Raw genomic sequence first — 15,978 nt, 5'->3', positions numbered from 1 at the left:
GCCGGCGTCGATCGCCTTTGCGTCGTGGTTCCGGCGCGTTCGTTAGCGAGGTCGAATCTTGCCTCGACCACCATGTCAGCAAGCCTCATGCCACTGCCGCGCATCTCGAAAAACGCTCGGCATTTCCTCGCGTTAACTGCCGGCGCCAGGCCGCCTCACTTGTTGCGCCATGCAACAGGTGTTGCACGCAACAAACTTGATCGGCGGCACAATCCGAGTGACACTTGACGCAACAACGTGCGGGGAAACATCCAGGAGCATCAGCCGTGACGACGGAGCGGGCTGCGCACATCGACGAGCTGGTTCGCGTTGCGGTCGGCCAGACCAGCGCGCGTGATGCAATCATCCATCAGTCGTGGGTACGATGCGTCTCCGAACACAAGCTCGATCCGCTGGTGCTGCGCGACGCTCATATCGTGACATCCGGGCGGCTGCGCGAGCATCGTGACGCCATGGACGAATTCCTCCACACGGCGCGCTTCGGCGTCGAGATGCTGTATCGTCAGATCGCCGGACTCGGCTACGTGCTGCTGCTCACCGACGCCAGGGGCATCACGGTGGATTTCATCGGCGACCCGACATTCAACAACACGCTTCGCAGGGCCGGCCTCTATCTCGGCGCCGACTGGAACGAGCCGCATGCCGGCACTTGCGCAGTCGGCACTTGCATCGCGACCGAAGAAGCCCTGACGGTGCATCAATCCGACCATTTCGACGCCACCCATATTCCGCTGACCTGCACGGCCGCGCCGGTCTTCGATCCCAGCGGCAAGCTCGCTGCGGTGCTGGATATCTCCGCGCTGCGTTCGCCGGAGCCGAAGGCCAGCCAGTTCCTGGCGCTGCAACTGGTCAAGTCGTTCGCCCACAAGATCGAGAATGCGAACCTGCTGAACCGTTTCCGGCAGGAATGGATCATCAAGCTGTCCGGCTCCGCGGAATTCGCCGATGTCGATCCGGATTATGTCATGGCCGTCGATAGCAACGGCCGCATCATCGGTTTCAACAATCGCGCAAGGCAGCTGCTCGCCCGCGAACTGGCCAAGCGTCCGGACCTTCGCCTGCGGGCCGACGGCTTCAGCGTGTCCGACATCTTCGAGTGCACCATCGACGATCTGCCGCGCTTCGCCCACTCGCGGCCCACCGGCCAACGCACGCTGCGGCTAGCCAATAGCGGCGCGACGCTGTTCGCGCAGACCTTGCCGCCCCCGAACAAGCTGGTGGCGCCGGCGTCCTCCCGCAGCGAGTCGGCGCTTCCGACGCCGCTGCGCAACCTGTTCCGCGGCGATCCCGCCATGCATCATGTGGTGACGCGCGCTGCCAAGCTCATCAACACCCAGATGGGCTTGCTCATCACCGGCGAAACCGGCACGGGCAAGGAGCACCTGACGAAGGCGCTGCATTCGGTCAGTGCGCGGGCAGGCAGGCCCTTCGTCGCCGTCAACTGCGCCGCGCTGCCGGAAAGCCTGATCGAGAGCGAGCTGTTCGGCCACGAGGCGGGCGCCTTCACCGGAGCGGCGGCCAAGGGCAAGAAGGGTCTCGTGCTCGAAGCCGACGGCGGCACCCTGTTCCTTGACGAGATCGGCGACATGCCGATCTCGTCGCAGACGCGCCTGTTGCGCGTGCTCGCCGAGCGCGAGGTGACGCCGGTCGGCCGCACCCGGCCGGTCCCGCTCAATGTCCGCGTCATAGCTGCCACCCATCGCGACCTCGTCGCGCTGGTGAGGGCGGGGCAGTTTCGCGAGGATCTCTATTTCCGCCTCAACGGCGCGGTGCTTGCGTTGCCTCCGCTGCGTCAGCGCACCGATATCGAGTGGCTGATCGATCAATCCCTTCATCGGCTTTCGACGGAGCACAATGCCAACTATGCGCTGACGGCAAGCGCGCGCAGCGCGCTGCTCAAGTACCAATGGCCCGGCAACATCCGCGAGCTGATCAACGCGCTCGATCATGGCTGCGCGCTGTCGAACGACGGCACGATCGATCTTGTCGATCTGCCGGACCGGATCGCTCATCCCCTGGGTGAGGAGATATCCGGAAAGCCGGTACGTGGCGGCGCGGCGACGTCGCGGCAAGCCGATGCGCTACTTGCGGCGTTGCGCAACAATCGCTGGAATGTCTCGCAGGTGGCGCGTGAACGCGGCGTCGATCGCTCGACCATCCACCGCCAGATTCTCCGCTTCGGCATCACGATGCCGAAAGACCTGACCTGAGTGCAGCCGCTGTCCGCCGTCGCTGACCGCCACCGTCAGATACGACATCCCTGCCGAACGGTGGCGCGAACCCATACATAATTGAAATTGCATGTGATTTTTCCCGCCCCAGGCGTTGGACCACCGTCGCCGCCGACTTCGGCCCAGCCGCTGTCGCAAGCGAAATTCAGCACGCATCACGGCAGCGTACGCCGTTCGCTGCGGGATCGTAGTATTGTCGTCGGCGGCCGTCGAAGCTAGGATTTCGTGTTAGCATTCGATCGCGGCGCACGAAGAGATGCACTCCAGAATCAAGCGGATGGTCGCGGCTGCGATCGGACGGCACGGCAAATGGAGGACATTATGGCGTGGCGTGACGACAAGGCCCGGGCAGCCCTGATCCGCGATGCAGCGGGCAGCGTGCCAGCGGGCAAGAGCCCCCGGGCCTTTGCCGAGCCCTTGTTCGGCTACACCAACATCGAGGATCTCGCCAATTACGATGCCGCCTCGCTTGCCCTCCTGGCGGAGCAGGCCTGGGAGCACGTGCAGCGGCGTACCGCCGGCAGCGCCGATATCCGCGTCGTCAATCCGACGTTGCCGAACGGGCGCGAGATTTCCGTGCTCGAAATTCTCAACGACAACATGCCTTTCCTGTTCGATTCCACCATGGCGGAGCTCGCCGAGCAGGGCCTCGAGGTCACCCTGGTCGCTCACCCGATCATCGCCGTGGAGCGCGATGAAGGGGGCAAGCTGTTGCGATTCTATGGGGAAGCACTGCCGGAGGGAGCAAAGGGCGCGCGCGAAAGCCTGATTCATCTCCACATCACCCGCCTGGACGCGGATTCCGATCGCCAGAAGCTGATCGACGGCCTGACCAGGACGTTGAACAATGTCCGCGCCTGCGTTGCCGACTGGCGCGTCATGCGTGACAGTGTCGAGGAAGCGATCAAGACGTTCTCTTCCAATCCGCCGCCGCTGCCGATCGACGAACTCGCCGAAGCCAATCAGTTCCTGCAATGGCTCTGCGCGGACAATTTCACTTTCCTCGGCGTGCGCAAATATCGCTTCTCGCCCGACAGCGACGCGTCGGACGACATTACGACCGGCGAAGGCCTCGGCATCCTGCGCGATCCGGACGTGAAGGTCCTGCGCCGGGGCAGCGAAATGGTGGTGATGACGCCGGAAATCCGCGAGTTCATGCACGAGCCGACTCTGCTGATCGTCATCAAGGCCAATGTCTCCAGCCGCGTCCATCGCCGCACCCGGATGGATTATGTGGGCATCAAACTCTACTCGCCCGACGGCCGGCTCGAAGGCGAGTTGCGCGTCGTCGGCCTTTTCACCTCGGGCGCCTATACTCGCTCGGTACGGCAGATCCCTTATGTCCGCCACAAGGTTTCGCGGGTGCTGCAGCGCGCGGGCTTCGACCCGAACGGCCATTCCGGCAAGGCGCTGATGCATATTCTCGAAGATTATCCGCGTGACGAGCTGTTCCAGATCGACGTCGACACGCTCTATAACTTCGTCATCGAGATCCTGATCCTCTACGAGCGTCCGCGCGTCCGGGCGTTGCCGCGGGTCGACAAGTTCGATCGCTTTGTCTCCATCCTCACCTTCATTCCGCGCGACAAATACGACACCGACGTCCGCACGCGCGTCGGAGCCTTTTTGGCGCAGGTCTACAAGGGGAAGCTGTCCGCCTCCTACGTATCATTCCCTGAAGGGGCGCTTGCGCGTGTCCACTTCATCATCGGACGCTATGAAGGCAAAACGCCCGTCGTCGACCGCCCCCTGCTCGAAGCCGGGATCAGCGCCATTGCCGCGACCTGGGCCGACAAGCTGAAGGCCGCGCTCACGGCGTCGACCGATGGCATGCGGGCGCGCATGCTCACCAACCGATATGCCCAGGCCTTCAGCGGCGGCTATACCGAGGTGTTCGGCGCGGAACAGGCGATCGCCGATATCACGACCGTCGAAAAGCTGACGCCGGCCCGCCCGGTAACGATTTCGGTTTACCGCATCGAAGGCGACGATCCGAGGCGCTTCGGCCTTAAGGTGTTTTCGGACGCCGTACCGTTGTCGTTGTCCTACCGCGTGCCGGTGATCGAAAATCACGGCCTCCGCGTGGTCAACGAACGCACCTATCAGATCGTGCCCGGTACCAGGCCTGCGCCGGTCTGGCTGCACGACATGACGATCGAGACCAGTGACGGCCAGCCCATCGAGATCAACCCAGAATTCAGCCATCGCCTGGAAGCCTCGATCATGGCGGTGGTGACCGATCGCGCCGAATCCGACGGATATAACGGCCTGATCCTGCGCACCGCCCTAAGCTGGCGGGAAGTCTCGACCATCCGGGCGCTGTCGCGTTATTTGCACCAGATCCGCGCTCCGTTCACCCAGGATTACATGTGGGAGACCTTGCGCAAGAACGCCGCGATCACGGCCAGCCTGGTCGCGATGTTCCAGACCCGCCTCGATCCGCGCCTCGCCTTGACGGACGCCGAGCGCGCGGCGCGTGAGACGGCTTTGCTTGCCGAGATCGAGGAACAGCTCAAATCCGTCGCCTCGCTCGATGAAGACCGCATCCTGCGCCGCTTCACCAATCTGGTGCAGGCTACCGTTCGCACCAATCTGTGGCAGATCGGCGAGGATGGACATCCGCGTCCGGTGATCTCCTTCAAGTTCGAGGCGCGCCGGATCGACGACTTACCCGCTCCACGACCGCTCTACGAGATCTTCGTCTATTCCCCTCGTGTCGAAGGCATTCACCTGCGCTTCGGCAAGGTTGCGCGCGGTGGCTTGCGCTGGTCCGACCGGCCGCAGGATTTCCGCACCGAGATCCTCGGCCTGGTGAAAGCGCAGCAGGTCAAGAACGCCGTGATCGTGCCGGTCGGTGCCAAGGGCGGCTTCGTGCCCAAGCGCCTGCCGCCGCCTTCCAAGCGCGACGCCTGGCTTGCGGAGGGCACCGAAAGCTATCGCATCTTCGTTCGCTCGCTGCTCGAACTCACCGACAATCTCGACGGCGACATCGTCGTGCCGCCCGAATCCACCGTGCGCCACGACGGCGACGACCCTTACCTCGTCGTTGCCGCCGACAAGGGCACCGCCACCTTCTCCGATGTCGCCAACGCGATCTCGGCCGAGAAGAACCATTGGCTCGGCGATGCCTTCGCATCCGGCGGCAGCCAGGGTTATGACCACAAGAAGATGGGGATCACGGCGCGCGGCGCCTGGACGGCGGTCAAGCGCCACTTCCGCGAGCTCGGCACCGACATTCAGACCATGCCGTTCACCGCGGTCGGCGTCGGCGACATGTCGGGCGACGTTTTCGGCAATGGTATGCTGCTCTCGCCGGCGACAAGGCTTGTGGCGGCTTTCGATCATCGCGACATCTTCATCGATCCTTCGCCCGATCCATCGACCAGCTTCGCCGAGCGCCAGCGCCTGTTCGATCTGCCGCGATCGAGCTGGCAGGACTACAACAAGTCGCTGATCTCGCAGGGCGGCGGCGTGTTCTCGCGCTCGCTCAAGGCGATCCCGCTTGCGCCGGAAGTGCGCACGCTGCTCGATCTCGACAAGCCGCAGGCCACGCCTTTCGAGGTGATGACGGCGATCCTGAAGGCTCGCGCGGACCTGTTGTGGTTTGGTGGCATCGGCACCTATGTCCGCTCCTCCGGGGAAAGCGACGATCAGGTCGGGGACCGCGCCAACGATCCGATCCGCATCGCGGGTGGCGACGTGCGCGCCCGGGTGATCGGCGAAGGGGCCAACCTCGGCGTTACCCAGCGCGGCCGCATCGAAGCGGCGCAGAAGGGCGTCAAGCTCAACACCGACGCCATCGATAATTCGGCCGGCGTGAACACGTCCGACGTCGAGGTCAACATCAAGGTCGCACTGGCGCGCCCCGAGCGCGAGGGACGCCTCAGTCCCACTGACCGCAACAGCCTGCTTGCCGCGATGACCGACGAGGTCGGCGTGCTGGTGCTGCGCAACAACTATCTGCAGACGCTGGCGCTCTCGCTGGCCGAGCGCAAGGGTGTGGCCGAGACCGGTTTCCTCACCCGCCTGATGCAGTCGCTCGAACAGCGCGGCTTGCTCAGCCGCGCTGTGGAGTTCTTGCCCGACGACGCCGCGCTCACCGAGCGCACACGGCGCGGCCAGTCCCTCGCGCGGCCCGAGCTTGCCGTGTTGCTCGCCTACGCCAAGCTGACCCTCTACGATGACCTGCTCGTCACCAGCGTGCCCGATGACCCCTATCTTGCCCGCGAACTATCCCAGTATTTTCCGCGCGAGGTTCAGGACAAATTCCCGACCGCGGCCGGATTGCATCGCTTGCGGCGGGAGATCATCGCGACCAGTCTCGCCAATGCGGTGATCAATCGCGGTGGCCCGGCCTGCGTCGTGCGCTTGATCGACGAGACCGACGCCGATATCCCGACCATCGTGATGGCCTATGTGGCGGTCGACGAATGCTACGGCCTGAAGTGGCTCAACGACGCGATCGACGCGCTCGATGCCTGCATCGACGGGCAGCTGCAGCTGTCCCTCTACGCTTCAGTGCAGGACCTCCTGCTCTCCCGCATGGTCTGGTACGTGCGCAATGCCGATTTCAAGGACGGGCTGGAGGCCGTTGTCGCGCGCTTCGGCCCGGCGATCCGCCAGATCGTCGCCGGGCTCGACGCTGCCTTGCCGCCGGACTTGCAAGCCGCGCGCGTCAAGCGGCGGCAGGAACTCGCCGACGCCGGTGTCCCGGCCGGCCTCGCCGGCGAGCTCGCCGATCTTGACGCTTTGGTCTCGGCTCCCGACATCGTGACGGTTGCCGAGCGCACCAAGCGCCCCATCGGCGATGCCGCCGCGACCTTCTACGCCGCCGAGGCGAATTTCCGTCTCGACCGCATCATCGCCGCCGCACGCAGTGTGCCGGCCAACGATTATTTCGAACGCATGGCCATCGATCGCGCCGTCGAGCAGATCGCCGGCGCCGAAAGGAGACTGGCGGCCGATATGCTGGCAACCGGCCAGTCTGGCCAGCAGGCCGTCGAGACCTGGCTCGCGGCTCACCCCGAGGCGACGCGTATCCGCCGCTCGGTCGAGGAGATCGCTGCCAGCGGCCTGACCCTCGCCAAGCTGACGGTGGCGGCGAACCTGCTGGGGGACTTGGTCAAGGCCTGACGGCGTGCGAGGCAGCGACGTGAGAAGTGCGATGCTGGCGCAGGTAGTTAGCCGGGAAACGGAGGAATCCAATGATCCACGCCACTTGCCATACCGCCGACAACGTTCGCTGCATCGAGTTCGATGCCACACCGTGGTTCAGCGAGGCTGATGCTCCGAGCATTATCGATTTGGCCCAACGAGGATGGACCAGCACTGCGATTGCAGATTCCCTCGAGCACAGACAAGGATACGAACGCCTGCACGACCTCGTCGAGTATGCGGCGAAGCGATTGCAACTGGAATCTCTGGAGGACCCAACCTGGGAAACCTTCGAGTGTATCGTCGATGGACCCGAGGCCGTCGCCTGGCTCGAGAAAAACCGGCCCAACGTTGTTGCAAGAATCCCCTAACCCGCGGGGAGCGCAGCAATGGCTGCAATTGAACGGCGGCAAACGAAGCGGAAATGGCGCACCCGACACGATTCGAACGTGTGACCTTTGCCTTCGGAGGGCAACGCTCTATCCAGCTGAGCTACGGGTGCGTGCAGGGGTTCATTTAGCTGATTGGCTCCCTGTCGGCAACGGCGTTGTCCAACTGGTTAAGGGCTGTAAACTGCCTCCCGACAATATGACAGGCCGCGAAAAAAGGCCGTCTTTCGAGGGAGTTTGCCCATGCGTCCGCTGGAATTCGGCTGGTATCTGCCCACGCATGGCGACACCACCGCCTATGGGCTGATGGAGGCCCAGATCGCCGGTTCGCCGGAACTCTGCGAGCGCGTGGTTAAGGCGGCCGAGGATGCCGGCTTCGAGTATCTGCTGATTCCGGTCGGCTCGGTGTGCTGGGAGGCCTGGATCACGGGTGCCTTCATGGCGGCGCGCTCCAGCCGGATCAAGCCGCTGATTGCGGCGCGGCCCGGCTATATCAACCCGGTGCTGATGGCAAAGATGATCTCGACCTTCGACCAGATGTCGGGCGGGCGGATCTGCATCAATCTGATCGCCGGCCAGAACGAGAGCGAGGTCGAGGCCGAGGGCGTGCGTCAGCCCAAGGAAGAGCGCTACGCGCTGATGGAGGAGGAGGTCTCGATCCTCAAGGCGCTGTGGACGACGCGCGGCCCGGTGCATTTCCAGGGCAGGTTTCACACGATCTCCGGCGCGCACATCAGGCCGCGTCCGCTGCAGCAGCCGTTTCCGAAATTCTATCTCGGCGGCGGCTCGCGGCAGGCCTGGGAGGTGTCGGCGAAGCATTCCGACGTCCATCTGTTCTGGGGCGATCTGCCGGAGCGCATCGCGGAGAATATCGCCGAGATCCGGCGGATGGCGCGGGCGCATGACCGCGAGGATGCGATCGGCTTCGGCATGCGGCTGCAGGTGATCTGCCGCGAGAACGAGGCCGATGCCTGGGAGGCGGCCGACCAGCTGGTGCGCCACGCTACCGAGCGGCAGAAGCAGGAAATGAAGACGCTCTACAATCGCTCGGAGGCCAACCAGCGCGTGCAGCAGCTCGCGCGCGACTACGGCGATCTCCTGATGCCGCATCTGTGGACCGGCATCACCAAGGTGCGGCCCGGCGCCGGCATCGCGGTGGTCGGCAATCCCGCGCAATGCGCCGCGACCTTGCAGCAGTTCATCGATGTCGGCTGCCACTCCTTCTGCCTGTCCGGCTATCTCCACGACGAGGAGGCCGAGCGGTTCGGTCGCCTGATCCGCCCGATCCTCGCCGCCAACAATCGCGGGCGGCTCGTCGCCTGAGGCGCGGGTGCGGAAGCTTTCCGAAAATTCACGGGCGAATCTGCGCCTGACGCGCCATGATCCGGCCGAGCTCGCGGCAGCAACGGAGTCGAACCATGCATCACCGGGTCTGGCTTGCGGCCGCGGCCTTGCTCGTCGTGGCGGCGGCGCACGTACCCACAGCGTCCGCGACGCAGGCACAGACCGAGCGCGACCGGAAGCCGGTCAAGGAGATCGCCAATGCGCGGATTGCCGTCGGCAAAGCGAGCTTTCCGCTCTACCTCTCGGCCGACTGGTCCAATCCGCTACCGGATGTTACGCGCGCGGTGCTCGTGCTGCACGGCGTGCTGCGCAATGCCGACGACTATTTTCGCGCGGCGCTGAGCGCGCAGGCCGCAGCCGGCGATGCCGGCGAACATGCGCTGATGATCGCGCCGCAATTCCTGATAGAGTCCGACGTCGAGGCATTCAAGCTGCCGGCGGAGACGCTGCGCTGGAGCCTCTATGGCTGGCAGGGCGGCGAGCCTGCGCTCGCGCCGAGTGCGGCGAGCTCGTTTGAGGCGCTCGATGCCATCCTGGCGAAGCTCGGCGACCGCAAGCTGTTTCCCAACCTGCAGCAGGTCGTCGTGTTCGGCCATTCCGGCGGCGCCCAGGTGGTGCAGCGCTATGCGATCGCGGTGAAGGGCGACCAGGTCCTGCTGCGCGAGGGTATCGGCGTGCGCTATGTGGTCGCCAATCCGTCCTCCTACGCCTATTTCACCAAAGAGCGGCCGGAGCCCGCGATCGCGGCGAACTGCCATGGCTTGGAAATTTGGCATGGACAACCGCCCGCCCTATCTTGCCGAGCCTTCGCCGGCTGCGCTGGAGCAGGACTATGTCGCACGCCGCGTGATCTATCTGCTTGGAACGCTCGACACCAACCCCAATCATCCCGCGCTCGACAAATCCTGCATGGCGGAGGCCGAAGGACCATATCGTTACGCGCGCGGGCATTCCTATGCCGCCGCGATGCAGGCCCGCGACAACGGCGCGCCGAACCACAGCGTGTGGGACGTGCCCGGCGTCGGCCATGCCGGCGGCAAGATGCTCAATTCGCCCTGCGGCCTGACCGCCGTGTTCGACATCCCCGGCTGCGAGCGGCGCGCTGAGCCCCCGACACCAGAATTTGTGCGCGGATTCGGTGGCAAGCGGCACTGAGATCGCCTACGCTCGTATTGCGAATGGAGCAGCACGACCGACAGCTCGATGGAGAACATCATGAGAGCAGGTTTGATCACGCTTCTGACAGCCGGTGCCTTCCTCGGCTTGACCCCGGCCAACGCCGCAGAGGGATGCGGTGACGGTTGCCACAGGACCTCACGAGGTGCCTGCGTGATCGACGGATGGGGCACCGCCGCGCGGGTTAGGAACGAGTGTCCCGCCACCTCACGGCCGCGCCCGCCGTGTGGCGGCGGTGGCTTCGTCTGGCGGCGCGACTACCAGGCTTGCAGCCAGACCACGAAGGATTGGCTCTAGCCGCCGACGGCCCAGCCAGCGTCACGCCGGCACGATCACCTTGCCGATCGGCCACAGCGCGATGCCGGCAAGCTTGAGATGCGCCCAGGCGAACGGAATGCCGATGATGGTCACCGCCAGCAGGATCGCGGTGATCACATGGCCGATCGCGAGCCACCAGCCGGCCAGGATGAACCAGATCAGGTTGCCGATCACCCCGAGCGGTCCGGTGCCGATGTCGGACGTGCCGGTCACCTCATCGCGGCGCACCGCACGCGAGCCGAACGGCAGCAGCGTGTAGACGGCGATGTTGAAGGCGGCGCGCGCCCAGGGCAGCCCGATAATGGTCACAGCCATGATCACGGCGGCGATCAGCCAGCCGAACGCCATCCACGCGCCACCGATCAGGATCCAGAGGATGTTCAGGAGGATAGACACAGGCTGCATGGCTGACACCTTCGCGCCGCTTGGGACTGCTCTTTATATACGCCGCCGCCCGGTGCTGCGGTAGGTGTGGCCTAACCGCGCGCCTGCCGTGACGAGGCGCTTCGGTTCGGCGGCCCGCGCTGAACGACAGCTGGCACCTCATTGCATCCATCGCGACGGCAACTAAGCTCGCGCGACCGGGCAGGGGCGCAAAGACGCCTGCACCGAAAAGGGAGAACAACAATGAGAACAACATTCGGAGCAGGGATCCTGGCGGCGCTGGCATTGTCGGTGTCGGCCGTGCGGGCCGAGGACGCCGTGCGCTTTGCGCCGCTGAAGGCGGAGGAACTGTCGCCAGCGCAAAAGGCCTGGGCCGACATGATCAGCGCGCCGCCGCGCAATGCCAAATTCACCGCGCCGCCCTACCGCGCCTACATCCGCAATCCCGATCTGGCGCCGAAGCTGTCGAACCTGTCGGAGTACCTGCGCTGGAATACCTCGCTGCCGGCGCGGCTCAGCGAAATGGCGATCCTGATCACGGCGCGGCACTGGACCGCGCAATATGAATGGTCCGCGCACTATCCGCTGGCGATGAAGGGCGGGCTCGATCCGAAAATCGCGGACGCCATCGCCAAGGGCGCGCGGCCCGAGAGCATGAAGGACGACGAGGCTGCGCTGTACGATCTCGGCATCGCGCTCTATCGCGACAAGAAGGTCAGCGACGCCGTCTACAAGTCGGCGCTGGATAAATTCGGCGAGCGCGGCATCACGGATATCATCGCCATCATGGGCTATTACGACATGGTCTCGATGATGCTGATCACGATGCAGGCCGGCCCCGCGAATAACGGCGTGCAGCCGTTGGCGGCACTGGAGAAGTAGGGCTGTTGTCCGCTCCCTCTCCCCGTTCTTACGGGTCGAGACGAGCGAAGCTCGCTCTTAGAGGGCGATGCGATCCGACCTCTCCCCGCAAGCGGGGCGAGGTGGTTCAGCCGTCAATTTGATGGGCGCCTATCGCCTACCGCCGGAAGCCGCTGGCGCGCGAATAGCCCTGGCGGCCTTCCTGGGCGGGGCGCGCTGCCATGCTGGCGCGCGTCTCACTGGCGACCGGTGTCGCCGGCCTCAAATCCTCGAGGAAGATCGGCTTGGCGAAGTAATAGCCCTGGGCATAGCGGATCTTGCTCGCCGCCTGCAGATAGGTGAGCTCCTCGTAGGACTCGATACCCTCGGCGATCACGGTCATGCCGAGCGCCTCGCTCAGCGATTCGATTGCGCGCAAGATGCCCTGGCTGCGCGGCCGCTGATGGATGTCGGTGATGAAGGAGCGATCGATCTTGATCTCGTCGGCGGTGATGTCGGCGAGCGCCGACAGCGACGAATAGCCGATGCCGAAATCGTCGATCGAGATGCCGACGCCGATGCCGCGCAGGATCGGCAGGATCTGGTCCTGGAAATGTGACCGCGTCACGAACGCGTCCTCGGTCACCTCGATCATGAAGCGTTTCGGAAAGCCGGTCTCCTCGAGCGCGCGAGCGAACCGGCGCATGAATTCGAGGTTGGAGGCCTGCTTGGCGGCGACATTGATGCTGATCGTCGCCGTCGGACCGAACGTGTCGTTGATCAGGTCGATCGACTTGACGATCTCCGCCAGCACCAGGAACGTCAGCTCGTCGATCAAGCCGAGCTCGACCGCGAGATCGATGAAGGTGCCCGGCGCCTGGATCACGCCCTCGTCGTCGCGCAGCCGCACCAGCGCCTCGATGCCCTTCACCTCCTGGGTGCGGATATCGACCTTGGCCTGAAACGCGCAGCAGAAGCGCTTTTCCAGGATCGCCAGCCGCAGCGACTGCTCGATCTTCATCCGCGCCAGCGCCTCGCGCTCCATGCTGTTGTCGAAGAACGCGGTCGAGCCCTTGCCGTTGTTCTTGACGCGGTACATCGCGATGTCGGCGTTCTGGCGCAGCGCCTCGTAGCTCCGGCCATGCATCGGATAGAGGCTGACGCCGATCGAGGTCGAGGCGAAGATCTCGGAGTCCTCGATGAAGAACGGCGCCTTCAGCCTCTCCTGCATGACATGGATGAATTCGGCGACCTCGTCATTGCCGCTGATCGGGTTGAGCAGCAGCAGGAATTCGTCGCCGGAGATGCGCGACAGGATATCGGTGTCGCGCAGCGCGTGGCCGAGTCGCTTCGAGAGCTCAACGAGCAGCGCATCGCCGATCGCGTGGCCGTAATAGTCGTTGATGTGCTTGAAGTTGTCGACGTCGAGGAAGGCGAGCGCGAAATGGCCTTGCGAATCGTCGCGGATCAAGCCGTTGACGCGGTGCTCTATCACCCGGCGGGTCGGCAGGCCGGTCAGCTCGTCGTAATAGGCCGAGCGGAACAGCTGGTCCTCGAACGCCTTCTGCTCGCTGATGTCGGTTGAGGTCGAGATCAGGAGATTGCGACCGGCGATCCGGACCGGCCGGTGCGAGGTCAGAAACACGTATTTGGATGCGCCGCAGGAGAGCGTTTCCTCGAGCACCACTGGACGGCCGCTGCGCAGCAGGTCCAGGTTGGCGGCGTGGCGCTCATCGACCGAGGACGGCTGGCTCGCGCTGGCGGCCAGCTGCAGCTGGCTCGCGGCTGCTTCATTCACCAGGATGAACTGGCCCTGCTCGTCCTGGACGGTCACACCCGCCGGCAACAGCTGGAGCAGGTCGCGCAGGATACGCAATTCATTGCCGGAAATATCGTCTTGGCCGGTCACTGCCGCGCCCGCCTGAAAATCGTGTCTGGTGAGACTATGCATGCGCCGACCTTGGCAAAGTCCGTTGTAGTTTTGGTTAAGCGGACCTGCGAAATGCCGTGACAGAATGAGACCGCGGCGGCTTTCGCAAGCCGTCGCGGCAATCGTCATTAACAGAGTATCAATGTCGGCCGCGACCGTTGGTGAAAGCGATTGCGCTGCGCGCGGTTGCATCAACACATGCGCGTGTGCCGGAAAGCCAACTTATCAACAGCTCGGAAGCTTGCACTGCATGGTGCAGTGAACACCGGTCTTCAGGTAACTGATCTCGGTCTTGCCGTCGAACGGCCGCAGCGCCGACTTGAGCAGCCTGGTGCCGAAGCCGGCTTCGCCGATCGCCTCGACCTCCGGTCCTTCGGTCTCGTCCCAGATCACGTTGAGACGTCCGTCGTCGACCGTCCATGACACTTGTAAAAATCCGCGCGGCGAGGAGAAGGCGCCGTATTTTCCGGCGTTGGTTGCGAGCTCGTGGAAGATCAACGCCAGCGAGACGGCGAGCTTGGCGGGCAGGAACAGCTGCTCGCCATTGAGATTGAACCGCACATGGCCGTAGGGCCCGAGTTCCGAGCGCAGCAAATCCTTGATATCGCAGCCATAGCCATCGACCCGCGCGATCAGATCGTCGGTTGCCGAGAGCGCGCGGATGCGATGGTCGATGCGCTGCCAGACATCGGGCCGGTCCTGCAGCGCCTGATGCAGCACGGCATGAATGGTCGAGGACTTGTTCTTCAGCCGGTGCTGCAATTCGTCGACCACGACCTTGCGGTACTGCTCTTCCTCGATCAGCCGTTTGGAAACTTCGCGCTGCTGTGCGACCAGGGAACGGTAATGCTCGACGCCCCAGATCGCGATGCCGCACACAACCCAGAACATCATCAACAACGCAAAGCGCGCCGGATCGGCGTGCGCGCCGCTGAAATTGAGCACCACGCCGAGCAGGCCGCTCGCCAGCGCGGTCGCGATCCCGATCCGGAAACCGCCAAGGGCGGTGGCAAAGAACACCGCCGGGAAATAGGGCGTGAAGAACACATCCGGCCGGATCTGGGCGAGCCCGAAGCGCGCGGCCGTGGCCAAAACGAGACAAAGCACCGCGAAGGCCACCGCAAGCCGCACCGTTGGCTGGGCATCGCCCCGCCAACACGCCCTGAAATCGTCGATCCACTTCGCCATCGGTCGTTCCAGTTCACGTGAACAGGCGACCCAAAATAAGGCCGCTGCGACCGAAAAACCGCAGTTGTTGCCTTCTGGCCACAGGCGGACCTTGCGAGCGTGGCGGCTTGCAAGTGCTTGTATTGGCAGCAGGAGCTGGGGAATATCCACAACATCCTACGTAAGTTGAGGGGACCGACATGGGACGGCTGGACGGCAAGGTCGCGGTGATCACAGGGGCGACCAGCGGCATCGGGCTACGCACGGCGGAGGTCTTTGTCGCGGAGGGCGCGAAGGTGGTGATCGCCGGGCGTCGCGCGCCGGAGGGCGAGGCACTGGCGCAACAGCTCGGCGAGACTTGCGTGTTCCGTCAGACCGACGTCACGGTCGAGGAACAGATGCAGGCGCTGATCGCGCTTGCGGTCGAGAGGTTCGGCCGGATCGACTGCCTGTTCAACAATGCCGGCGGGCCGGCGCAGACCGGGGGCATCGAAGGTCTCGACGTCGAGCGGTTCGACGCCGCGATGGCGACGCTGGTGCGCAGCGTCATGCTCGGCATGAAGCATGCCGCGCCCTACATGCGCAAACAGGGCTCCGGCAGCATCATCAACAATGGCAGCATCGCCGGACGGCTCGCCGGCTTCTCCTCATCGATGGTCTATGGCGCCGCGAAGGCCGCGGTCATCCATTTAACCAAATGCGTGGCGATGGAGCTCGGCGAGTCCGGCATCCGCGTCAACTCGATCTCGCCGGGCGCGATCGCCACCGGCATTTTCGGCAAGGCGCTCGGGCTGTCGACGGAAGCGGCGGAGAAGACCGCGGCCGTGATGCGCGAGGTCTACAAGGCAGCGCAGCCGATCCCGCGCGCCGGCCTGCCCGACGACATCGCGCATGCCGCGGTGTTCCTGGCGAGCGACGAATCGAGTTTCATCAACGGCCACGACCTCGTCATCGACGGAGCCATCACCGGCGGCCGCAATTGGAGCCAGCAGCAGGCGGGCTACGTCGCACTGCGCAAGGCATTCGATCAGGGGGCGGGCTGATT

At 64.5% G+C, this 15,978-nt stretch carries 10 protein-coding genes, 1 tRNA gene and 1 pseudogene; 8 read left to right on the top strand and 4 right to left on the bottom strand.

All coding sequences use genetic code 11. The annotated features are described in order from the left end of the window. Positions 1–266 precede the first annotated feature (266 nt). The 3 genes from QA639_RS41470 (at position 267) to QA639_RS41460 (ending at position 7,756) form a co-directional block, all read left to right on the top strand. Complete coding sequence (locus QA639_RS41470; protein WP_283088910.1) at positions 267–2,210, top strand: sigma-54-dependent Fis family transcriptional regulator; 1,944 nt, start codon at positions 267–269, stop codon at positions 2,208–2,210. Between the two features lie 330 nt (positions 2,211–2,540). Continuing rightward, the gene (locus QA639_RS41465) at positions 2,541–7,364 is read left to right on the top strand and encodes an NAD-glutamate dehydrogenase (protein WP_157342577.1); all 4,824 of its coding nucleotides are present in this window, start codon (positions 2,541–2,543) and stop codon (positions 7,362–7,364) included. Positions 7,365–7,435: 71 nt separating this feature from the next. Beyond that, positions 7,436–7,756, top strand: coding sequence for a hypothetical protein (locus QA639_RS41460; protein WP_028335596.1), 321 nt, complete (start codon positions 7,436–7,438; stop codon positions 7,754–7,756). 54 nt (positions 7,757–7,810) lie between these two features. On the opposite strand, the gene QA639_RS41455 is transcribed toward QA639_RS41460, so the two are convergent. Then, positions 7,811–7,887, bottom strand: a tRNA-Arg gene (locus QA639_RS41455). 130 nt (positions 7,888–8,017) lie between these two features. Between QA639_RS41455 and QA639_RS41450 the strand changes: the two genes are divergently transcribed. The 3 genes and pseudogenes from QA639_RS41450 to QA639_RS42130 all read left to right on the top strand — a co-directional run bounded on the left by QA639_RS41450 (position 8,018) and on the right by QA639_RS42130 (position 10,591). Next, entirely contained in the window at positions 8,018–9,097 is a 1,080-nt protein-coding gene (locus QA639_RS41450) for an LLM class flavin-dependent oxidoreductase (protein ID WP_283088909.1), read from the top strand. Positions 9,098–9,192: 95 nt separating this feature from the next. Then, a pseudogene (locus tag QA639_RS41445) lies at positions 9,193–10,273 on the top strand (alpha/beta hydrolase). 60 nt (positions 10,274–10,333) lie between these two features. Next, on the top strand, positions 10,334–10,591 hold the full coding sequence (locus QA639_RS42130) for a GCG_CRPN prefix-to-repeats domain-containing protein (protein WP_410712130.1): 258 nt from the start codon (positions 10,334–10,336) through the stop codon (positions 10,589–10,591). 21 nt (positions 10,592–10,612) lie between these two features. Here QA639_RS42130 and QA639_RS41440 read toward each other — a convergent pair whose 3' ends face one another. Beyond that, positions 10,613–11,017, bottom strand: coding sequence for a YccF domain-containing protein (locus QA639_RS41440; protein WP_028335598.1), 405 nt, complete (start codon positions 11,015–11,017; stop codon positions 10,613–10,615). A 222-nt stretch (positions 11,018–11,239) separates the two neighbouring features. Between QA639_RS41440 and QA639_RS41435 the strand changes: the two genes are divergently transcribed. Further along, positions 11,240–11,878 carry a carboxymuconolactone decarboxylase family protein gene (locus QA639_RS41435; protein ID WP_157342571.1) on the top strand — a complete coding sequence of 213 codons (639 nt, stop codon included), beginning with the start codon at positions 11,240–11,242 and terminating at the stop codon, positions 11,876–11,878. 136 nt (positions 11,879–12,014) lie between these two features. Here the strand turns inward: QA639_RS41435 and QA639_RS41430 are convergent, their stop codons facing one another. Continuing rightward, the gene (locus QA639_RS41430) at positions 12,015–13,787 is read right to left on the bottom strand and encodes a putative bifunctional diguanylate cyclase/phosphodiesterase (RefSeq protein ID WP_198400124.1); all 1,773 of its coding nucleotides are present in this window, start codon (positions 13,785–13,787) and stop codon (positions 12,015–12,017) included. A gap of 204 nt (positions 13,788–13,991) precedes the next feature. Then, positions 13,992–14,954, bottom strand: a complete 963-nt coding sequence (locus tag QA639_RS41425; RefSeq protein WP_157342569.1) for a sensor histidine kinase — start codon at positions 14,952–14,954, stop codon at positions 13,992–13,994. Positions 14,955–15,133: 179 nt separating this feature from the next. On the opposite strand from QA639_RS41425, the gene QA639_RS41420 reads away from it, so the two are divergent. Continuing rightward, positions 15,134–15,976: an SDR family NAD(P)-dependent oxidoreductase gene (locus QA639_RS41420; RefSeq protein ID WP_157342567.1), complete on the top strand. Its 843-nt coding sequence runs from the start codon at positions 15,134–15,136 to the stop codon at positions 15,974–15,976. The last annotated feature ends 2 nt before the right edge of the window (positions 15,977–15,978 follow it).

It is taken from the genome of Bradyrhizobium pachyrhizi (assembly GCF_029714545.1).
GTDB classification, from domain to species: domain Bacteria; phylum Pseudomonadota; class Alphaproteobacteria; order Rhizobiales; family Xanthobacteraceae; genus Bradyrhizobium; species Bradyrhizobium pachyrhizi.
This window is presented reverse-complemented; position numbering and strand designations above follow the sequence as displayed.